This window comes from Microbulbifer sp. 2205BS26-8, from assembly GCF_030731025.1.
Classification (GTDB): Bacteria; Pseudomonadota; Gammaproteobacteria; order Pseudomonadales; family Cellvibrionaceae; genus Microbulbifer; species Microbulbifer spongiae.
This window is the reverse complement of sequence record NZ_JAVAMR010000058.1, coordinates 1-19,082: the sequence shown is the minus strand read 5'-3', so window position 1 is coordinate 19,082 and position 19,082 is coordinate 1. Positions and strand designations below refer to the sequence as shown.

The following is a 19,082-nucleotide window of genomic DNA, read 5'->3' as shown; positions in this document are numbered from 1 at the left end:
GTGTCTCGTCTCTCCAGAGCGTCTTCGGCCTATTTTACTCGATGAAAGCCTAGATGAATTCAGGGACCAGATACAAGGCTGTATGTGGCTGACAGGGCGCAAATGGTGGCATTTTGTTCTGTATTGCCCCGCCCTAAAAAATATTGATAGGGCTCTTACGGTACGAAAAATGGAGCGTGATGATAACTACATTGATGAGTTGGAAACTGACTTGCTGAAGTTTGACAAGTTGGTCGATCAGTACAGAAATAATTTAACTGAACAAGCTGCTTAGCTTTCACGAATATTCTCACAAGGAAAAATATTTCCACCGCACTCCTGGCGTATTCAGTCAGCTGTACCCCCACTGTTTGGGTCGCAGGTACTGGGCCCCTTTTTAGGGATTAACCATGGACATTTCAGCATTACAGCTCAACAAAAAAGCCACCGCGATAATAGGTGAAGTGCAGCGGTTTATATATGAATTTCAACTCCGTAAAAATACCCTCCCTTCAAGAGTGGCTTTATATCCTGGCAAATATGCCGACCTTGAGAAGGCGGTAGTTTCTGAGCTTATCAAGAAAAATACAGGCAGCGCCTCAAAGAAAGAAATACGGGCGCCAAAAGAGATAACAATTCAGGGTATACAAATACACCCTCACTCTTAACTATTAATAAAGTCTGGAGAAACTAATGAATAGATACGCACTTTTTTGCGGCACATATAACTTACTGATGGGCGGGGTAAAAGATTTTCTGGAGTCACTCGAAACCAAGGAGGAAGCAAAGGAAAAGGCAGAGCAAATAGCCAAAGACCCCTTTGTAGATTGGGTGCAAATCTTTGATAAAAAGACCGACGCTACAACTATTTACAAAGTCATCGATGGCAAGTTGGTGGAATGTGAGGCTGGCACCCAATAAAAGCAGGTAGCCCAGATGAACAAATGGAAAATTCCAGTCCTATGGTGGCTCGTACCCTAGTACAAGTGAATTGTGGTGTGACCATTCGTGAGCAAGTGGCGGCATAGCGTAAAGGGGGAATAGTGGAACTATCGGTTTTTTCCTTGTCTTGCCTGCTAATCGTTTGGATATGTTCATTAAGTGCCTCTCTGAGATTGATGGGCACTAATTTATCTTTTCCGGCAACGTTAATGGCGGTGTTTGGCGGGCCTCTTTTCTTGGTGGTCCTCCGCCTAGTGTGGTGGCGTAACGAGGATACGAAGAAAGAGAATCAGAGAAGATTTCAAGAACTGCATCGATAAAAACTGTGAGTGGGAAGTTGAGATTTGAGTAAGAGAAGCCTCTTAAGGAACGGCAAGGAGAGAAACGATGACCGACATAATTCCCTTTAACTTTCATCAAAACCGAGTGCGGACAGTCAAGCGCGAAGACGAACCCTACTTTGTTGGCAAGGACGTAGCTGAAGCGCTGGGTTATAAAAATACGCGGGATGCTATTGCCAAGCACTGTAAATGCGCCATTTCCGATGGGGTCGCGATTCGCGACGCCATGGGCAGAGAGCAAAAAGTAACCATCATCCCCGAACGCGATGTCTACCGCCTGATCATGCGCTCCAAGCTCCCAGAGGCCGAAGCCTTCGAGGAATGGGTTGTTGGCCATGTCTTGCCCAGTATCCGCAAAACCGGTAGCTACACAGCCAGGCCCCAGGACCTGAGCCGCATGGACATCCTCAAGATAGCCATGGACTCCGAACAGGAACGCCTACGCCTGGAGGGAGAGGTAGCCGAGCTGAAACCCAAGGTGATTGCCTATGACCGAATCGCCACCAGTGACGGCTCGCTCTGTATCACCAGTGCAGCCAAAGATTTGCAGACGCGCCCGAAAGACCTGTTTGCCTGGCTCCAGTCCCACCGATGGATTTATCGCCGCGCAGGTGGCCGCTGGACGGCATATCAGCACCGCATCCAATCTGGCCACCTGGAACATAAGGTAAACACCGTAGAGCGCTCAGACGGCAGCGAAAAGATAGTGGAGCAAGTGCTGGTGACCCCCAAGGGTTTGGTCAAGCTGGCCGCTGCACTTTAGAGAGTTGAAAGATAGGTGCGGCCTCTGCCGCGCCGCAGTTTATTGGAAGGAACGATGAGCGAAGTTGAAAAAATCGTAGATACAATCACTGCCGCGCTTCGGGGTGCGCATACTCGGCTTTGGACCAGCGAAGATATTGCGGCTTATTTGAGCTGTAGTGAGTCAACCGTTTTCAGAATATCAGCAAAGTCTGAATTCCCACAGCCAGTGAAGATTGCTGGTATTGGAGGGCGTCGGTGGGTTTCTGAGGAAGTACGGGACTGGGCTAAGAAGCAGCGGCCTTCAAGAAGGGTAGGGCCTGGCCGTCCAAGGGCCACATGATAAATCTCCTCCTGACTCACACGCGACAAATCGCGCTATTAAAGTTAAAGAGCCAGAAAGAGATGAAAAGAGGTGCACCAGATTTGCACCAAATTACAGATAACTAATTGATTTTAAATAAGTTATCGGTGCCCCGGAGGGGCCTCTTTTATCATTCGGGCAACCGCTAAGCATCCGCTTGCGCCTGGGCACCCTCAGCCTGTTTTTGCGCCTGGTTCAAAGCCGTTGCGAACAGTGCATCGAAGTTGACCGGCGGCAGCATCAAAGCCGGGAAAGAGCCCTTGACAACGGCGTTGTCGATCACCTCACGGGCGTAGGGGAACAGGATTTGAGGACAGGCAGTATTTAGCGCCTGAGCCAGTTGCTGGCCCTCCAACCCTTTGATACCAAACAAGCCGGCCTGCTTCACCTCCACCAGAAAGGCAGTCTCCTCCTCCAGTTTGACGGTAATAGTGAGGGTCAGTGCCACTTCGTACAGATCTTCATCAATCTTGGCAGTCTTGGTATTCAATTCCTGGTTAACCTGTGGTTTCCACTGTTTTTTGAACACCTCTACACCCATTGGCGTCTCAAAAGAGAGGTCTTTCAGGTAGATGCGTTGCATCGCGAATTGTACTTTCGGAGCCTCTGCATTTACCGCCGCGCCATTTAGTTCTTCAGCCATGTTACCGCCTGTTCTTTATAAAAAAATTAATGATGCCTTCCATGAGAAAGACCCCGTAAGTAAGCCTCCAGGTGGAGCCTACAAATACCGTTTCAAGCCCCGGATTGGATAATAAGCAAACACCGGCGGCCGCGAGTGGCCACCGGCGCCAGCCTTCGTCAACTAGCGGCGGAAAGCAGGTCATCGAGCTTATGCCCTCGCGCAAGCGCCATCAACTCATCGCAACCGCCCACATGATAATCACCGATCCAGATCTGTGGCACCGAGCGTCGCCCGGCCAGGGCCGCCATTTGTGCACGCAGGCCCGGTTTGTTATCCACACCGATCTCGCGATAGACCACACCCTTGTCGCTTAGCAATCGCTTGGCCCGGATGCAATAGGGACAGAAGCGGGTTGTATAGATGACTATTTCTTGCATTACTCAATTTCATCGAATGTCATCAATGCCACGGGTCATCCTAGCCCTGGCCCTTGACTAGAGGCAGGTTTTGGTTGCTCCACTCGCTCATGCCTCCCTGGAGGCGGCGCACCTGGAAGCCCTTCTGTTTTAACAGACGCCCCGCAGGGCCCGCATGCTGGCCCAATTTGTCCGCTACAATAACGACCTTGTCCTTCAAAGGCGCCAGTTCGCCGAGGCGGTCGGAAAGCTCTCCATGGGGAATATGCACGGCTTCGACGATATGACCGGCAATAAATTCATTGCGGTCACGCACATCCAGCACCCGGGCCCCGTCACTGTTAATCAGCCTGGTCACCTCATGCAGGGATACCGGCACACCAGCCCGGTAGCGCTCACTGATAGCCAACGTATAGAGCAGAGCCACAAGCAGGCCGACCAGCAGCCACTGTTCACTCAAAAAGACGAAAAAATCCACTTCGCCCCCAAAATCCTTAGTGGTTATCGATATGGCGCGCCAGCGCCAAGGGTGGCGGGAGTATACACGATTCTGGCGAAATTCTAACCAGCTAAATGGTGTTGCCGCTGCCCTCGCATAGACTCTACAAAGCCATACTTGTGCAAATTGACATAGTGAAAGGGGGTCCTAACAGGTTAAAATCCGCGCCCACAGTACAAATTTTTGGAACAGGAAACCCGTTGCTATGGCCGTTTCGCAAGCCTCGCAAAAACGCCCTCTGGTCCTGCTGATTCTGGACGGCTTCGGCCACAGCGACAACCCCCGGCACAATGCGATTCACGCCGCGCATACGCCAGTGTGGGACAATCTCTGGGCAAACCGCCCCAAGACGCTGCTCCAGACCTCGGGTATGGCTGTGGGTCTACCGGATGGTCAAATGGGTAACTCCGAAGTGGGCCATATGACCCTGGGTGCGGGCCGTGTAGTCTACCAGAGTTACACCCGCATCAATAAGGCCATCAAGGACGGCGAATTCTTTCGCAACAGCGCCTATACCAGAGCGGTTGACAAGGCCATTGCCAACCAAGGCGCCGTACATATTATGGGCCTGCTTTCAGAGGGCGGTGTGCACAGCCACGAGGACCACATCGTCGCCATGGTGACCCTGGCCGCCCAGCGCGGTGCCCGAGCCATTTACGTGCACGCCTTCCTCGATGGCCGCGATACACCGCCGCGCAGTGCCGAGTCGTCTGTTGCCCGCCTGATGCAGGTCTGCGACACCCTCGGCAATGCCCGCCTGGCCACCCTGGCCGGGCGCTACTATGCCATGGACCGCGATCAGCGCTGGGAGCGCACTGAATCGGTCTACGACATGCTGACCCTGGGTACTGCAGAGCACGAGGCCAGCGATGCCCTGGCGGGGCTAACCGCCGCCTATACGCGCGGTGAGAACGATGAGTTTGTCGCCCCCACACGTATCGGTGAACCGGCCCCCATCAGCGATGGTGATGCGCTGATCTTTATGAATTTCCGCCCGGACCGCGCGCGCCAGCTGACCCGTGCCTTTACCGACAAAGACTTCAGCGGTTTCAAGCGCAAAACCAGACCGGCACTGGCGGACTTCGTGATGACCACCGAATACGCCTCTGATATCCATGCCAGTTGCGCCTTCCCGCCGGAGACTCTGGAGAACTCCCTGGGCGAATACCTTTCCGCCCTAGGTAAAACCCAACTGCGAATCGCAGAGACGGAAAAGTACGCCCACGTGACTTTCTTTTTCAGTGGCGGTCGCGAGGCGCCCTACCCTGGCGAGACCCGCGAACTGATCAAATCCCCGGATGTGGCTACCTATGACCTACAGCCGGAAATGAGCGCACCGGAAGTGACCGACAAACTGGTGGCGGCCATCCAGAGTGGGGGAATCGACGCCATTATCTGTAACTATGCCAATGGCGATATGGTGGGTCACACCGGCGTCTTCGAAGCCGCAGTGAAGGCGGTAGAAGCCCTCGATCACTGTATTGGACGGGTTGTGGATGCGACCCTGGCTGCCGGTGGCGAGGTGCTCATCACCGCCGACCATGGCAATGTAGAGGTGATGTTCGACACTGACTCGGGACAGGTGAGCACCCAGCACTCCACCCTGCCTGTACCGTTTGTCTATATCGGCACACGCAATGTACAACTGTGTGATGGCGGCAGTCTGGCGGATGTAGCGCCAACCATGTTAGCGTTGATGGGTCTGCCACAGCCGGCGGAAATGACTGGCCGCAGCCTGGTAAAAATGGACTGATGAAAACCCTCACTCTCTTTCTGATCACCCTGCTGTCACTGCCCGCCTGGAGCCAGGCACAGGGAGATCAACAGGCACGCCTCGCGGAAATCAAGCGGCACATCGAATCCCTGCAACAGGAACTCAACCAGGTGCGTGACCAGCGTGACCAGTTGCTCAAGGACCTGGAAGAAAACGAAAAAAGCATCTCCGGACTCCATCATCGCATTGATCAGATCAAGCGAGAGCTGCGCACTCGCTCGGACAAGCTGCGCGAACTCCAGCGTGAGCAGTTACAACTGCAGGAGACCCGACGAAGTATGCAGCGGCGAGTCGAGCAAGAGATTGCCGCCGCTTACCGACTGGGCCGACAGGAGCAGATCAAGCTCCTCCTCAACCAACAAGACCCACAGAATATCGCCCGCCAACTTCGTTACCACGACTACTTCCTCCAAGAACGCACCCGTATTATCGACACCTATCTGCAAACCCTCGCCGCCCTCAAAACGGTGGCCAGTGACATCGAGCGCGCGCAGGCGACCCTGGGTGCAAAGCGCACGCAGTTGCAGGAACGCCAGCGCAGGCTGCACAGTGCCCAGCAAAACCGCAAACGCACTCTGGACAAACTGGTGGCAAGGCTCGCCGATGGCAATGGCGAGTTAAAACAGCTACAGGGCGACCGCGCGCGCCTACAGAAGCTGATCGACGAGGTGGGCCGCGCCATTGTCTCTCTGGTCGGCCCCGGTGAGCAAAAGCCATTTGCGCGCCAGCGCGGCAGGATGCGCTGGCCGGTTGCAGGACGTCGCACCAATGCGTTTGGCGGCCGCCGCACCAACGGCATTACCTGGAAAGGGGTCACCATCCGCGCCGCCGAGGGCGAGCCTGTTCGCGCCATACACCGGGGCCGCGTCGTGTTTTCGGACTATCTGCGCGGCCAGGGCATGCTGGTGATTCTCGATCACGGCAATGGCTATATGAGCCTCTATGCCCACAACCAGTCCCTCACCCGCAGTCTTGGGGAATGGGTGGAAAGCGGTGACACTATTGCCCAGGTAGGCAACAGTGGTGGTAACAGCCACAGCGCCCTCTACTTCGAAATCCGCCACCTCGGCAAGACCCTGGACCCCGCCAGCTGGTGTCGCAGCTGACCTGCACTCGGTGTGCTCGAAGCGTCCTGTAAGGCAGTTGGACACACTGCGACCAATCCCCTAGCACAGTAGAATTTGGCGCCCACTTAGAATCCCCGCCAACGTCTGCAGTCTACACTTTCGCAAAGCGGCGAAAAAACAAGGCAGAGGTCACAACAATATGTCCACCCCGAAGGCGCTGACCAGGTTTCTCTGTGCAGCCACCCTCACCGTTCTGCCTTTGCTGGGGCTGTGTGAGAGCGAAACACAAAACAAGAGTACTGCCGATAACGCGGCACGCCTGCCTCTCGAGGACCTGCGCAGCTTCGCCAAGGTCTTCGAGCAAATTCGCCAAGGCTATATCGAGGAGGTGGATGACCGCACTCTGCTGGAGTACGCCATCAAAGGCATGCTGCAAGGCCTGGACCCGCATTCCTCCTATCTGGATCGCCGCTCCTTCGATGACCTGCAAGCCAATACCACCGGTGAGTTTGCCGGTCTCGGCATTGAAGTGGGCATCGAGAACGACCGCATCACCGTTGTGACCCCGATGGATGATACTCCCGCCTCTCGGGCCGGCCTCAAGGCCGGTGACGTGATCCTGCGCCTGTCCGGCAAATCCACCAAAGGCGTCAGTCTCGACGAAGCGGTGGAATGGATGCGCGGCCCCAAAGGCACCAGCGTCACCCTGACGATCGCACGCAAGGGTCACAAAGCGCCTTTTGACATCACTCTCAAACGGGATACCGTGCGCGTGCGCAGTGTGCGCAGCAGGTTCCTCGATGAGGGCTACGGCTACATGCGTATCAGCCAGTTCCAACTGGATACCGGTACGGATGTGGCGGAAGCACTGATCAAACTGCAAAACAAGGGCAAGCTCAAAGGTCTGATTATCGACCTGCGCAACAATCCCGGCGGTGTGCTGCAATCTTCGGTGGAAGTGGCCGATGCCTTCCTGGAAGAGGGCCTGGTCGTCTACACAGAGGGTCGCAGCGAGGCCGCCAGCCTGAGTTACTCTGCCAAACCCGGCGATCTGACCGAAGGCACGCCGCTGGTGGTGCTGATCAATGCCGGCTCCGCCTCGGCGGCGGAAATTGTCGCCGGTGCCCTGCAGGATCACCGCCGCGCAGTGATCATGGGGACTGGCAGCTTCGGCAAGGGCTCGGTACAGACTGTGATACCCATCAACAGTCAGCGCGCTATCAAACTGACCACCGCCCTCTATTACACCCCCAATGGCCGCTCTATTCAGGCCCAGGGTATCATCCCCGATATCGTCGTAGAGCGAGTTAAAGTGACCCGTTTGGAGGAGGCGGCACGCCCGACTGAGGCGGATCTGGCCAGACACTTGGACAATGGCAATGGCGGTGCCGATCGCAATGCCGAAGCGCGCGCCCGCACCCAAAAAGCACTCGATAACTGGCTGGACCGCGACAATCAGATCTTTGAGGCGCTCAACCTGCTCAAGGGCCTGAATCTCTACGCACACAGGGACAGAGGACTGCGCGCACGTATTGCCCGCGCAGAAGAAAGGTTGTAATAGGCGCGCCGCAGTCCCGCCACTTACGTGCTCAGGCACCCAGCGGCACCACAGCGAGTCCGGGGCGCCGGCCAACGCCCTCTGCCACACACCAGAATATGCCCGGCAAGCAGAAAAAAGCCCGGTGGGCGGCGGGATTACAGTCGCACTTCTATGCCGGCGTCCCGCATAAACGCTTTGGCCTCAGCGATACTGTACCGGCCAAAGTGAAAGATACTCGCTGCCAACACGGCATCCGCACCGCCAGACAATACCCCCTCCACCAGATGATCCAGATTGCCCACACCACCGGAGGCGATCACCGGCACGGGCACAGCCTCGGAGACCGCACGGATCAGCGCCAAATCGAAACCGTTTTTGGTGCCATCCCGGTCCATACTGGTAAGCAGTATCTCCCCGGCACCAAAGCGCGCCATCTGCCGAGCCCAGGCCACCGCATCAATCCCGGTGGACTGGCGACCGCCATGGGTGAAGGTCTCCCAGCGGTTGTCGCCCACCTGTTTGGCATCGATAGCAACCACCACACACTGGCTGCCGAAGCGCTCGGCAGCCTCGCGCACAAATTCGGGATTGCGCACCGCAGCAGAATTAATCGCGGTTTTGTCTGCGCCGGCATTGAGCAGATTGCGGATATCCTGCAAGGTGCGAACCCCACCGCCAACTGTCAGTGGAATAAAGATTTCGCGGGCTATCTTCTCCACTGTGTGCAGAAGGGTATCGCGCCGCTCGTGGGTGGCAGTAATATCCAGGAAGGTGAGTTCATCGGCGCCGGCCTCATTGTAGCGGCGGGCGATTTCCACCGGGTCACCGGCATCGCGGATATTGACAAAGTTCACCCCTTTGACCACACGACCCGCATCGACGTCGAGACAGGGGATTATACGTTTCGTCAGCGCCACTGTTATTCCCCCCAACTGCAGAGTCGCTGCGCCTCACCCAGGTTGAGCTCGCCTTCATAGAGTGCACGACCGGTAATCGCACCGTAGATACCCCCGGCATCCAGCAGTTGCTGGATATCCCCGAGGCTGCCGATACCGCCAGAGGCGATGACGGGCACCTGCACTGCCTGCGCCACTTCCAGGGTGGCCTTGATATTGACACCCTGCATCATGCCATCGCGGGCAATATCCGTGTACACGATCGAGCTGACACCGGAATCGGCAAAACGCCTGGCCAGTTCACTGGCCTGCAGTCCGGATAACTCGGCCCACCCCTCGGTGGCCACCAGGCCATCTTTGGCATCGAGGCCAACAATAATGTGCCCCTCAAACTCGCGGCAGGCCTCCTGTACCAATTGCGGATTTTTCACCGCTGCAGTGCCGATAATAGCCCAGTTGACCCCGGCATTCAGGTACTGTTCTATGGTGTGCAAGCTGCGGATGCCACCGCCAATCTGCACCGGCAGATCCGGGAATTCTCTGGCAATAGCGGTGACAGCCTCTTCATTGACCGGGTTACCGGCAAAGGCACCATTCAGGTCCACAAGGTGTAAACGCCGTGCCCCTTGCTGCACCCAGTGCCGGGCGGTGGCCAGGGGATCGTCAGAAAACACCGTGGCACGGTCCATTTCACCCTGGCGCAGGCGCACGCACTGGCCATCCTTCAAGTCAATCGCGGGAATTACAATCATGTTCTGTCTTTAATATCTGCAGTCGTTATTGGTGGCCAGAAAAAGGCCGTGGTGGTCAGATGCGGCCATTCCAGTTGACAAAGTTGCTCAGCAGTTGCAGACCGTCTCGGGCACTTTTTTCCGGATGGAACTGGGTGGCAAAGATATTTCCCCGCGCCACGGCAGCAGCCAGGGGGATACCGTATTCCGTTTGCCCCGCCACCTCCGAGTTATCGACAGCGGGCACATAATAACTGTGGACAAAATAGAAGCGACTGCGGTCGACAATACCCTGCCAAAGAGGGTGTTCGCAGGTTTGCTGCACACAGTTCCAACCCATATGCGGGATCTTGAAATGCCGCCCTTGCGGAAGCTCCGGCAGATCGCTGCCAAAAAATTTTACCGGCTGCGAAAAAATATCCAGGCAATCAACCCCGTTATTTTCCTCGCTGTGGCGCATCATGATTTGCATGCCCACACAGATGCCCAGCACCGGAACACCGGCGGAGATGGCTTCTTTCAACAGGGGTGCAAAACCCGCCGCCTCAAATCCCACCATACAGTCGCGAATGGCCCCCACGCCGGGCACCAGCAGGTGCCCAGCACTTTGAGCCTGCTCCGGAGAGGTTGCCAGTACCACCTCGCTATCCGGCGCCACCTGATTCAGGGCACTGGCCACCGAGTGCAGGTTGCCCATGCCGTAGTCGAGTACCGCAACTTTCCCCATCACAACACCCCCTTGGTAGAGGGCATGGTGCCCGCCATGCGCGGATCCGGGGCCAGCGCCATGCGCAGGGCGCGGCCAAAGGCCTTAAACACCGTTTCTACCTGGTGGTGGGCATTGTGGCCACGCAGACAGTCGATATGTACCGTCACCAGAGCGTGGTTTACAAACCCCTGGAAAAATTCGTAAAACAGTTCCGTGTCGAAATGACCAATACGTCTCTGGGTAAAAGGGACCTCCATCACCAGACCGGGACGCCCGGAAAAGTCGATCACCACCCTGGAGAGGGCCTCATCCAAGGGCACATAGCTGTGGCCGTAGCGGGTAATGCCTCTCTTGTCCCCCAGCGCCTCGGCAATGGCCTTGCCAAAGGTGATCCCGATATCCTCCACGGTATGGTGATCGTCAATATGCGTATCACCGTCACAGGTGATATCCAGGTCAAGCATACCGTGGCGGGCAATTTGATCGAGCATATGCTCAAGAAAGGGGACCCCGGTAACAAACTGGCCATGACCCTGGCCATCCAGATTCAGGTTGACACGTATCTTGGTTTCCAGGGTGTCACGGGTGACGTTTGCCTTGCGCATTGAGGGCGATCCTATTTTGAGCGTTAAGACGAAGGGCGCAAATTATAGGACGAATAGCACCTTCTGTGGCCCACCGGTAGCAAATGAAACTTGATTCACAGCGCCGTGCAAATATCATAGGCCCATGGTTAGTCATAAACGCCGAAAATCTCATTTCTGGGCCAGCCTGTTCCTGCTACTCGCTCTGGTAGCCGCACAGCCACTGTGGGCGGAACATTTCCACCTGGATAACAACCAGGTAGAGGTGTGTGACCTGTGCTGTATGCAGGTGCCCGCAGCACTTGCCAGCGAGTTCACGCCCATTCAGGCAAAGCCTGAAAGCCACGAAAACCAGCCCACTGCGGCAATACCACACAATCGCCAGCCAGAGCGCCAGAGCGCACGCGCGCCGCCCCCCTTCCTGTCACCCAGCTAATCCAAATTCACCAATTACTTTGCTTGAAGGAGGCAAACCTTGCCCTGTGCGGTAATGTCCTCCAGTTACAGGAATAAAACCAATGATCAAGTTCAATACTTTGGCCCTGGCTATCGCCGGCCTCACCGCGCCCGCAGTTTATGCCGCACAAGAAAACACCCCCCCCCTGGAAGAGGTCAGTGTGACCGTATCCCCGCTGGACAAGCCCGCAGATGCCGTGGCAGCGCCGGTCTCCATCCTCTCGGGCAACGCCCTGCGCAGTGCCGCCTCCACCACACTGGGCCAGACTCTTCAGGACCAGCTCGGAGTGGCAAATGCCTCCTTTGGCGGTGGCGTGGGACTGCCCGTGATCCGCGGGCAGAGCGCCAACCGGGTAAAGATCCTCAGCGATAACCTGGATGTGGCGGACGCTTCCAACACCAGCTCCGACCACGCCGCCAGTATCGAACCCCTACTGGCTGAGCGTATCGAGATCCTGCGCGGCCCCGCCGCCCTGCGCTACGGCAGTGGTGCGATCGGCGGTGTGGTGAATGTTATTGACGGACGTATCCCCACGGTAGTCCCCCAGGAACTTGAGGGTGCGCTGGAGCTGCGCCACAACACCGCCGACAGCCTGGACGCCTCCGTCTTTCGTTTGGGTGGCGGCACCGGGCAGCTGGCCTGGTATCTGGATGGGGTCTACCGGGAAAATGGCGATACGGAAATTCCCGGCCTCGCTATCCTGGAGCGCGGCGATGCGCATGAGGAACATGAGGAACATGGCGAAGACGAGCACGAGGAAGAATTCAATACCAACGGATTTGTGGGCAATACCAATGCCCGTGCCCACAGTTACAGCGGCGGAGTCTCCTGGATCACCGACAGCGGCTATGTGGGCCTGTCGGTAAACCGCCTCAAAAACAACTATGGCATCCCGCTGGGTACCCACGAGCACCACCACGAAGAAGAAGAGGACCACGAGGGCGAGGATCACGACGAACTTGAGCACAGCGAGCCGGAAGCGGTGCGTATCGATATGGCGCAGACCCGCTACGACCTGAAAGGGGAGCACCGTTTCGACAGTGATTACTGGGACAAGCTGCGCGTGCGTATCGGCTACAACGACTATGAACACACGGAACTGGAGGGCGGTGTGCCCGGCACCCGCTTTACCAACCAGGCCTGGGAGGGACGCGTGGAACTGACCCACGACAGCGGCGGTGAATGGCGCGGCGCCTACGGGCTGCAACTTATGGACAAAGATTTAGCCGCCATGGGTGAAGAGGCATTTATCCAGCCTTCTCGCACCCGCAGTGCCGGTGCCTTCGCGATGAAGGAGCGGGCCTGGGACAACTGGCATCTGGACTTGGGCGCGCGCCTGGAGCGGGTGGACATCGACCCGCAAGCCGACAGTGAGCGCGACTACACACTGCTGAGCGCCAGCAGCACGCTCCAGTACTTCTTCGCCGACCACCAGCACCTCAGTTTCGGTGCCACCCGCTCAGAGCGTGCGCCGGTAGCAGAGGAACTGTTCGCCGACGGCGCTCACCTGGCCGAGTTCCGCTATGTGCTGGGCAATAGCGACTTGGACAAAGAGGCTGCAATCAACCTTGAACTGGGTTATCACCACCACAATGGGCAGGCCAAAGGCTGGCACGCCTTACAGTTTGAGGCCAATCTTTTTTACAACCGTGTTGGTGACTACATCTACGCAAAAAATACAGGAGATATCAAAGAGGAGTTACCGGTCTACCAATACACCAACCGCGATGCGACTTTTTACGGCGCAGAGGTGTCCGCCACACTACCCTTGCGGGAGACCCTCTACCTGACCCTGTTCGGCGATATGGTCCGTGCCCGCTTTGACAACACCATTGCCGGCGAGAGTTCCTATGTGCCGCGCATGCCGCCTCTGCGGGCCGGCCTGGCCCTGGGTGCGGACTACGACCAATGGGGCTGGGAATGGCGCACGGTACAGGCGGCTGACCAGGACCGTGTTGGCCCCTTTGAAGAACCCATCGATGGCTACACTCGCATGGACCTGAAGGCCCATTACAATTTCACCATCGGCGGCAGCGACGCGGTGTTCTTTGCCAGCGCGCACAACCTGCTCGATGAGGAAATACGTTACTCCACCTCCCTGTTGCGGGACTTTGCGCCAGCTCCAGGTCGCAGCTTTGAGGCGGGCGTACGGTTTATTTTCTGATAGACAACTGCTTCAATGGCCCCGCGGCGCGCTCAGCCCCGTGGGGCTGCATCTCCTACACTTCCCGCATAAGCTCATTGCAGAGAGCGCGGGAACCTCGAGCCACGCCGCAACATCCGCACGGTCGGCACACGCGACCCGCCTTCTAGTGAACAAACAGGGACAACCCTCTCCATGGCCTGGATCAAGCGCACCTTTATCGCCCTTTTGATCATTTTCCTGCTGCTTGCCGGCGCAGTTGCCTGGCTGCTGGTGGGCCTCGATGTAAACCAATACAAGCCCCAATTTGAGAAGCTCGCCGCCAAACAGGGCATTGCCCTCAAACTCGACGGGGATATCAGCTGGCAGCTCTGGCCGCAGCTGGGCCTGCAACTGAGCGACGTACAGCTGGCCCCGCTGCAGCTTCCCCGGGAGAAACTGGTGCGTGCGGAGCGTATCGCCGTGGGTGTCGCCCTTAAACCCCTTCTGCAGCGCCGTATAGAGGCCCGGGAAGTTGTGCTGGTGGCACCGCAGATCGAATTCTCCGTGGACAGCGAAGGGCGCAGCAACTGGCAACGGGTCAGCCAGGCGCTGGAAGCACAGCGCAAGCTGCCCCCCAAACTGGATATCCCCAAACGCACGCAGCAGCCCGCCCAGCAGAGCATACAATTCAGCCTGAAAAAACTGCGCATCCAGCAGGGCCTTGTCGCCTATCGCGATGCCCGCACCGGCAGGGAATTCAAACTGGCAGATTTGCGCGTCACTGCCGACAACCTGATTCCCGGGGGCGAGCCAGGACAGCTCAGCGCCGACGCCGAGGTACGCGGCAGCAGCCTGCAGGCCCCCTTGAAGCTGCAACTGGAGAGTACCCTCGCTCTGGATGAGAGTCTCAACGGACTGCGCCTGCAGCCCCTGCAGCTGGGTTTTGCCGCTGACAACGGCGCCAGAGCCACGGCACACCTGCGCGGTTACCTGCGCCGTGACAACAGCAATCAGCCCTGGCGGGTGCAAATGAACCTCAACGCCAGTGCTGACCCCCTGCGCCCCTGGCTGGCGTTGACCGAAACGGCATTTACCCCCCGTGACGATACCGCCCTGCAAAAACTCAGTATCGAGGCCAGTATCGAGGGCTCGGAACAGAAACTGGACCTGACGCCCCTGCAACTGCGGCTTGACAACACTGCCTTCAGTGGCAGTGCCCAGGTGCGCAATGCCGAACTGCCGGGCCTCGACCTGAGCCTGCGCGGCGGAACTTTTAACCTGGATAACTACCTGCCCCCCCCGCCAGAAGAAAATGCCAGGGAGACACAAGCGCCTGAGGCTTCCCGGGCGGCCAAGCAGATTCAGCCCGCCCCCAAGGCCCACACGGTACAGCCCGCTGCGTCAGCCCGCATTGGAAAAGGGACCCGGCAGGCTACCACAGAGCCCCTGCCCCTCAGCGCCCTGCGCGGCTTTACCGCCAATATCAGCCTGGCCCTCGACCAGTTGCACGCCGCCGGTCTGCAACTGGACAGCCCCGAGCTGCAGCTCACCGTGGACAACGGTCTCTACCGCCTTCAAAAGCTCAGCGCCAGTATTTACGGCGGCCAACTCGATACCAATGGTGAACTCAACGCGCGCGCGCAGTCCGCCGAAGCCCAGGTGCACGGCGGCCTCACCGGGGTGGATCTCGGCAAGGTACAGGAGGCCCTCTTCCCCGACAGGAAAGTGCAGCTGGCCGGCGCGGCCAGTCTCAACTGGGACGCACTCACCAAGGGCAAAACCAGCAGAAGCCTGCAACAAAACCTGCGCGCCTCTGCGGTGCTCTCCAGCAGGGAGCTGTCCATTGCACCGTTCAATCTGGAGAAGGGCCTGTGCCAGCTTTTCAGCTATGCGGAAAACACCCCGATGCCGAATCGGGACTGGCCCGCCAAAACCCATCTGCAGGATTTGCGCGCTACGATCACGATCAAAGGTCAGGAGGTGAAAGTAGGCGATCTACTCGCGGGCATCGATAATATTGCCTTGACCGGAGACGGCACGGTAAATCTGAAAAGACAGAACTTCGATTTCGCCCTAGGTCTCTCCCTGGTGGGCCAAAACAGCTCTGCCGACGGCTGTACGGTAAAAAATCCGCGCTTGCGCAATCGCCCACTGCCACTGCGATGCAAGGGCCAATTCGACGATATTGATATCGGCACCTGCAAACCCGACAGCCGCCGCCTGGACGATCTGTTGCGCGAAGAACTGAAGTACAAAGCCAAAAAGAAATACGGCGAAAAAGTGGAGGAAAAGGTCGACGAACTGAAAGAAAAACTGAAAAATCTCTTCGGTCGCTGATTGAAACCGCACCGGGTCACACCCGGTGCACATCCCAGGCATTCACACCGCCCAACCGCACAGTAATCCATGACACCCAAGCAGTTCCAAAATGCCATTCTCAAATGGTTTCACAAACACGGGCGCAAGGATCTGCCCTGGCAGCAGGACATCACCCCCTACCGTGTCTGGGTTTCGGAAATCATGCTGCAACAGACCCAGGTCAGTGCAGTGATTCCCTACTATGCTCGCTTTATGAACAGCTTCCCCACCCTGCAAACCCTGGCCCACGCACCTCTGGAACAAGTGCTGGCCCACTGGAGCGGCCTCGGATACTATGCCCGCGCCCGCAATCTGCACAAATGCGCACAGACCGTACAGGATCAATACAATGGCGAGTTCCCCCGCAACCTGGATGCCCTCACCGGGCTCAGCGGTATCGGCCGCTCCACCGCCGGCGCCATTGCCAGCATCAGCATGGGGATGAAGGCATCGATTCTGGATGGAAATGTGAAGCGGGTGTTGGCCCGCTATCACGCTGTGGAGGGCTGGCCCGGCCGCACAGCAGTCGCCAACAAACTCTGGCAATTGGCCGAGATCTATACCCCCGACACCCAGGGTAACCTTTATACTCAGGCCATCATGGACCTGGGCGCCACTCTTTGTACCCGCTCCACACCAAACTGCCACGGCTGCCCGCTAAAGAAATGCTGCAGGGCCCATGCCCAGGGCAATCCCCAGACGTATCCTCACAAGAAACCGCGTCAGCAAAAACCCACACGTAGCGCCACCATGCTGCTGCTGGAATACGCTGGCGAAATCTATCTGGAACAGCGCCCTGCCAAAGGCATCTGGGGCGGCCTCTGGTGCCCGCCCCAGTCTGACGACACCCAGGACTGGCTCGATCAACGGCTCTGGCGCGCCAGCACAATTCAGCCTCTGCCACCGCTGCGCCACACCTTTACCCATTTCCACCTGGATATTTCCCCCGTGTGGGTACAGCTCGCCAAAGCCCCCACACAAGTAGCAAAACGCGGTGCCGGCTGGTATAAATTGCGCAACTTGAATCGCCCTCGCGCCGCTCAGGAGGTAGGGCTGCCCGCACCAATCGTTAAGCTGGCTAAACAGCTACTTGCACTACGGGCGCCCCTGCTGGCCACGACCGACTGACAACCAGGAGGAATCCATGTCCAGAACCGTATTCTGCCGCAAATACCAACAAGAGCTGGAGGGACTGGACACCCCCCCCTTCCCTGGCCCCAAGGGTATGGATATTTTTGAACACGTCTCCAAAAAAGCCTGGCAGGAATGGCTGTCTCACCAGACCATGCTGATCAATGAAAAGCATCTGAACATGATGGAGCCGTCCAGCCGCACCTACCTGAGCGAACAGATGCAGAAGTTTCTAAGCGGTGGGGAGTACGATCTGGTGGAAGGTTACGCCCCCCCGGAGGGCCCCTAACGGGGCTGTGAAAACCGCCCCCGGCAAGGAAAAACTTTTTACAATCAAGGCATTGACTCCGGCCTTGGGAGCAGGTTTAATACGCGCCTCGCGGCCCTTGGGGGACCCGAGAGGATCGCAATGCCCAGATAGCTCAGTCGGTAGAGCAGGGGACTGAAAATCCCCGTGTCGGTGGTTCGATTCCGCCTCTGGGCACCATCTATTCCCAATAAATCAATAAGTTATATGTATTTTGGTGCAAATCTGGTGCAATTCCCCTCAGATTCTCAGCCCCGCCGGAAACTGAACCGATTCCTCTTCAGTTAGAGCCAGCCCATACTTCTCCACTATTGCCATAAACCGCTGAATATAAATTGCCTTAACTGGATCATAAGGTGGTATCCACTCATCAGGGGCCACTGGCTTGAACGGGCCGGCTTTGTGGTGGATACGCCGGTCAAGGTCAGGGTGCTGGCGGGGTGTCTGGTGCTGACTGTTGAATAGCCCTGCTAAAAATAAATCCCGACAGAGGGGTCTGTCGGGAGACTTTGAATTTGTGGTGCCGGGTAAGAATGGGAAGTAAAATATAGTGTCAATATTTTACTTCGAACCCAATAATTCGTTGTAGCAATCAATTATAAGATCTAGCAAATCTGAAGCTCTTCATGCCTTAAAAGAGCTAGCCGTTTATCTTTAAGTAAAATTTCTTTTAAATCATATGATCTATCAGTTTCATTTACATAGAAAAGTACGGGGTATTTCGAAAAAGCTTCCTCCGTCCACTCATCCTCAAAATCATCATAGTTGTTTTGAAGAATAAAATGCTCCTGGCCTACGTCGTATAGACGATAGTACTCACCGCAATGAAGGCCACTCTCGTGCGCCACCATAACGATATTAAACAGTGCCTCGATCAAAGTCTTAGCAGCATCCAGACTTTCGCAATCAACGCCATAAAGGTCGTATGATTTTTGAATCATAACTAGAATCCTATACTTGGTGCCCTGCTGGCGGCTGCACCAGCGTTTCCATAAATCATAAAGTTTACGGGACGCCCCGCTTGCTTTGATAAAGTAGACTGTATACTCCCTAAGCCCAAGCGTTGTATTTGGGCAGCATTAAGTGGTCCAGTTCGAGTCCCCCCTGATCTCAACCCAATCCCAAGTTGTTGGGCTCTTGCAAGAATCTGCGGTCCCGCGAGCGCTATATCAAAATCACTTACGCGACCAGCATCGAATGCTTTCCCAGTTCTGAAGCTTTTACTAGTTACAGCGCTTCCTTGAAGCAAAGCTTTCGTACCACTAAAACCGGCATCAGCAAGCCCTGAATTTAGAGTCTTACCGAATTGCGCAAAATCATCAGTATTTTTAAATCCAAAAGGTATCCCCTTTATAGCGACCGAAGCATTTCTGACGAGTATGATAGATCCAAGTTTGACTGCCCCGCCGACGACGGCGCCCTCACCCGGAATGCCTTCGAGTAAACGCAGAACTTCTCTGCCGACATCTTTTAAGTCTAGCGAATGATCTATGATA

23 protein-coding genes and 1 tRNA gene are annotated in these 19,082 nt (G+C 56.6%); 15 read left to right on the top strand and 9 right to left on the bottom strand.

What is annotated here, in order from left to right; translation table 11 throughout:
• The 5 genes from Q5Y71_RS14795 to Q5Y71_RS17660 form a co-directional block, all read left to right on the top strand.
• Positions 1-274: hypothetical protein (locus tag Q5Y71_RS14795; RefSeq protein WP_306042878.1), on the top strand; the 274-nt coding region annotated here is incomplete at its 5' end.
• A gap of 115 nt (positions 275-389) precedes the next feature.
• Positions 390-647: a hypothetical protein gene (locus tag Q5Y71_RS14790; RefSeq protein WP_306042877.1), complete on the top strand. Its 258-nt coding sequence runs from the start codon at positions 390-392 to the stop codon at positions 645-647.
• 25 nt (positions 648-672) lie between these two features.
• The gene (locus Q5Y71_RS14785) at positions 673-900 is read left to right on the top strand and encodes a hypothetical protein (RefSeq protein WP_306042876.1); all 228 of its coding nucleotides are present in this window, start codon (positions 673-675) and stop codon (positions 898-900) included.
• Between the two features lie 408 nt (positions 901-1,308).
• On the top strand, positions 1,309-2,025 hold the full coding sequence (locus Q5Y71_RS14780) for a phage antirepressor (RefSeq protein ID WP_306042875.1): 717 nt from the start codon (positions 1,309-1,311) through the stop codon (positions 2,023-2,025).
• Between the two features lie 54 nt (positions 2,026-2,079).
• Positions 2,080-2,346 (top strand): helix-turn-helix transcriptional regulator, encoded by a 267-nt coding sequence (locus Q5Y71_RS17660; RefSeq protein WP_371877070.1) that lies wholly within the window; start codon positions 2,080-2,082, stop codon positions 2,344-2,346.
• A 166-nt stretch (positions 2,347-2,512) separates the two neighbouring features.
• Here the strand turns inward: Q5Y71_RS17660 and secB are convergent, their stop codons facing one another.
• The 3 genes from secB to Q5Y71_RS14765 form a co-directional block, all read right to left on the bottom strand.
• Positions 2,513-3,010 carry a protein-export chaperone SecB gene (secB, locus tag Q5Y71_RS14775; RefSeq protein ID WP_306042874.1) on the bottom strand — a complete coding sequence of 166 codons (498 nt, stop codon included), beginning with the start codon at positions 3,008-3,010 and terminating at the stop codon, positions 2,513-2,515.
• Between the two features lie 158 nt (positions 3,011-3,168).
• A complete protein-coding gene (grxC, locus tag Q5Y71_RS14770; RefSeq protein WP_306042873.1) occupies positions 3,169-3,429 on the bottom strand; it encodes a glutaredoxin 3 in 261 nt (86 codons plus the stop codon).
• A 40-nt stretch (positions 3,430-3,469) separates the two neighbouring features.
• Complete coding sequence (locus Q5Y71_RS14765) at positions 3,470-3,886, bottom strand: rhodanese-like domain-containing protein (protein WP_306042872.1); 417 nt, start codon at positions 3,884-3,886, stop codon at positions 3,470-3,472.
• A 226-nt stretch (positions 3,887-4,112) separates the two neighbouring features.
• Here Q5Y71_RS14765 and gpmI point away from each other — a divergent pair, with 226 nt between their 5' ends.
• The 3 genes from gpmI to Q5Y71_RS14750 all read left to right on the top strand — a co-directional run bounded on the left by gpmI (position 4,113) and on the right by Q5Y71_RS14750 (position 8,306).
• Positions 4,113-5,660: a 2,3-bisphosphoglycerate-independent phosphoglycerate mutase gene (gpmI, locus tag Q5Y71_RS14760; protein ID WP_306042871.1), complete on the top strand. Its 1,548-nt coding sequence runs from the start codon at positions 4,113-4,115 to the stop codon at positions 5,658-5,660.
• Positions 5,660-6,787, top strand: coding sequence for a murein hydrolase activator EnvC (locus Q5Y71_RS14755; protein ID WP_306042870.1), 1,128 nt, complete (start codon positions 5,660-5,662; stop codon positions 6,785-6,787). The genes gpmI and Q5Y71_RS14755 overlap by 1 nt, the downstream gene beginning before the upstream one ends.
• A 160-nt stretch (positions 6,788-6,947) precedes the next feature.
• A complete protein-coding gene (locus tag Q5Y71_RS14750; RefSeq protein ID WP_306042869.1) occupies positions 6,948-8,306 on the top strand; it encodes a S41 family peptidase in 1,359 nt (452 codons plus the stop codon).
• Between the two features lie 137 nt (positions 8,307-8,443).
• On the opposite strand, the gene hisF is transcribed toward Q5Y71_RS14750, so the two are convergent.
• Genes hisF through hisB form a run of 4 tightly spaced genes read right to left on the bottom strand, consistent with a single transcriptional unit; the run spans position 8,444 to position 11,229 of the window.
• The gene (gene hisF / locus Q5Y71_RS14745; RefSeq protein ID WP_306042868.1) at positions 8,444-9,205 is read right to left on the bottom strand and encodes an imidazole glycerol phosphate synthase subunit HisF; all 762 of its coding nucleotides are present in this window, start codon (positions 9,203-9,205) and stop codon (positions 8,444-8,446) included.
• A gap of 2 nt (positions 9,206-9,207) precedes the next feature.
• Positions 9,208-9,936, bottom strand: coding sequence for a 1-(5-phosphoribosyl)-5-[(5-phosphoribosylamino)methylideneamino]imidazole-4-carboxamide isomerase (gene hisA / locus Q5Y71_RS14740; RefSeq protein WP_306042867.1), 729 nt, complete (start codon positions 9,934-9,936; stop codon positions 9,208-9,210).
• Positions 9,937-9,991: 55 nt separating this feature from the next.
• Positions 9,992-10,642 carry an imidazole glycerol phosphate synthase subunit HisH gene (gene hisH / locus Q5Y71_RS14735; RefSeq protein ID WP_306042879.1) on the bottom strand — a complete coding sequence of 217 codons (651 nt, stop codon included), beginning with the start codon at positions 10,640-10,642 and terminating at the stop codon, positions 9,992-9,994.
• A complete protein-coding gene (hisB, locus tag Q5Y71_RS14730) occupies positions 10,642-11,229 on the bottom strand; it encodes an imidazoleglycerol-phosphate dehydratase HisB (protein ID WP_301415805.1) in 588 nt (195 codons plus the stop codon). The genes hisH and hisB overlap by 1 nt, the downstream gene beginning before the upstream one ends.
• A 124-nt stretch (positions 11,230-11,353) precedes the next feature.
• Here hisB and Q5Y71_RS14725 point away from each other — a divergent pair, with 124 nt between their 5' ends.
• The 7 genes from Q5Y71_RS14725 (at position 11,354) to Q5Y71_RS17655 (ending at position 18,051) form a co-directional block, all read left to right on the top strand.
• Complete coding sequence (locus tag Q5Y71_RS14725; protein ID WP_306042866.1) at positions 11,354-11,644, top strand: hypothetical protein; 291 nt, start codon at positions 11,354-11,356, stop codon at positions 11,642-11,644.
• An 82-nt stretch (positions 11,645-11,726) separates the two neighbouring features.
• Positions 11,727-13,829: a TonB-dependent receptor gene (locus Q5Y71_RS14720; protein ID WP_306042865.1), complete on the top strand. Its 2,103-nt coding sequence runs from the start codon at positions 11,727-11,729 to the stop codon at positions 13,827-13,829.
• Positions 13,830-14,003: 174 nt separating this feature from the next.
• Positions 14,004-16,127: an AsmA family protein gene (locus tag Q5Y71_RS14715; RefSeq protein ID WP_306042864.1), complete on the top strand. Its 2,124-nt coding sequence runs from the start codon at positions 14,004-14,006 to the stop codon at positions 16,125-16,127.
• 69 nt (positions 16,128-16,196) lie between these two features.
• Positions 16,197-17,276 carry an A/G-specific adenine glycosylase gene (gene mutY / locus Q5Y71_RS14710; RefSeq protein WP_306042863.1) on the top strand — a complete coding sequence of 360 codons (1,080 nt, stop codon included), beginning with the start codon at positions 16,197-16,199 and terminating at the stop codon, positions 17,274-17,276.
• A 16-nt stretch (positions 17,277-17,292) separates the two neighbouring features.
• Entirely contained in the window at positions 17,293-17,568 is a 276-nt protein-coding gene (locus Q5Y71_RS14705) for an oxidative damage protection protein (RefSeq protein ID WP_301415800.1), read from the top strand.
• 122 nt (positions 17,569-17,690) lie between these two features.
• Positions 17,691-17,766, top strand: a tRNA-Phe gene (locus Q5Y71_RS14700).
• Between the two features lie 222 nt (positions 17,767-17,988).
• Positions 17,989-18,051 (top strand): hypothetical protein, encoded by a 63-nt coding sequence (locus Q5Y71_RS17655; RefSeq protein ID WP_371877071.1) that lies wholly within the window; start codon positions 17,989-17,991, stop codon positions 18,049-18,051.
• A gap of 140 nt (positions 18,052-18,191) precedes the next feature.
• Here the strand turns inward: Q5Y71_RS17655 and Q5Y71_RS14695 are convergent, their stop codons facing one another.
• Entirely contained in the window at positions 18,192-18,527 is a 336-nt protein-coding gene (locus Q5Y71_RS14695) for a hypothetical protein (protein ID WP_306042862.1), read from the bottom strand.
• A gap of 2 nt (positions 18,528-18,529) precedes the next feature.
• On the bottom strand, positions 18,530-19,082 hold a 553-nt coding region (locus Q5Y71_RS14690), incomplete at its 5' end, for a hypothetical protein (protein WP_306042861.1).

Bases quoted from the DNA above. Each gene is read 5' to 3' on its own strand.
- Q5Y71_RS14790 (WP_306042877.1), top strand. From the start codon at position 390: ATGGACATTTCAGCATTACAGCTCAACAAAAAAGCCACCGCGATAATA.
- Q5Y71_RS14785 (WP_306042876.1), top strand. From the start codon at position 673: ATGAATAGATACGCACTTTTTTGCGGCACATATAACTTACTGATGGGC.
- Q5Y71_RS14780 (WP_306042875.1), top strand. From the start codon at position 1,309: ATGACCGACATAATTCCCTTTAACTTTCATCAAAACCGAGTGCGGACA.
- Q5Y71_RS17660 (WP_371877070.1), top strand. From the start codon at position 2,080: ATGAGCGAAGTTGAAAAAATCGTAGATACAATCACTGCCGCGCTTCGG.
- secB (WP_306042874.1), bottom strand. From the start codon at position 3,010: ATGGCTGAAGAACTAAATGGCGCGGCGGTAAATGCAGAGGCTCCGAAA.
- grxC (WP_306042873.1), bottom strand. From the start codon at position 3,429: ATGCAAGAAATAGTCATCTATACAACCCGCTTCTGTCCCTATTGCATC.
- gpmI (WP_306042871.1), top strand. From the start codon at position 4,113: ATGGCCGTTTCGCAAGCCTCGCAAAAACGCCCTCTGGTCCTGCTGATT.
- Q5Y71_RS14755 (WP_306042870.1), top strand. From the start codon at position 5,660: ATGAAAACCCTCACTCTCTTTCTGATCACCCTGCTGTCACTGCCCGCC.
- Q5Y71_RS14750 (WP_306042869.1), top strand. From the start codon at position 6,948: ATGTCCACCCCGAAGGCGCTGACCAGGTTTCTCTGTGCAGCCACCCTC.
- hisA (WP_306042867.1), bottom strand. From the start codon at position 9,936: ATGATTGTAATTCCCGCGATTGACTTGAAGGATGGCCAGTGCGTGCGC.
- hisH (WP_306042879.1), bottom strand. From the start codon at position 10,642: ATGGGGAAAGTTGCGGTACTCGACTACGGCATGGGCAACCTGCACTCG.
- hisB (WP_301415805.1), bottom strand. From the start codon at position 11,229: ATGCGCAAGGCAAACGTCACCCGTGACACCCTGGAAACCAAGATACGT.
- Q5Y71_RS14725 (WP_306042866.1), top strand. From the start codon at position 11,354: ATGGTTAGTCATAAACGCCGAAAATCTCATTTCTGGGCCAGCCTGTTC.
- Q5Y71_RS14720 (WP_306042865.1), top strand. From the start codon at position 11,727: ATGATCAAGTTCAATACTTTGGCCCTGGCTATCGCCGGCCTCACCGCG.
- Q5Y71_RS14715 (WP_306042864.1), top strand. From the start codon at position 14,004: ATGGCCTGGATCAAGCGCACCTTTATCGCCCTTTTGATCATTTTCCTG.
- mutY (WP_306042863.1), top strand. From the start codon at position 16,197: ATGACACCCAAGCAGTTCCAAAATGCCATTCTCAAATGGTTTCACAAA.
- Q5Y71_RS14705 (WP_301415800.1), top strand. From the start codon at position 17,293: ATGTCCAGAACCGTATTCTGCCGCAAATACCAACAAGAGCTGGAGGGA.
- Q5Y71_RS14695 (WP_306042862.1), bottom strand. From the start codon at position 18,527: ATGATTCAAAAATCATACGACCTTTATGGCGTTGATTGCGAAAGTCTG.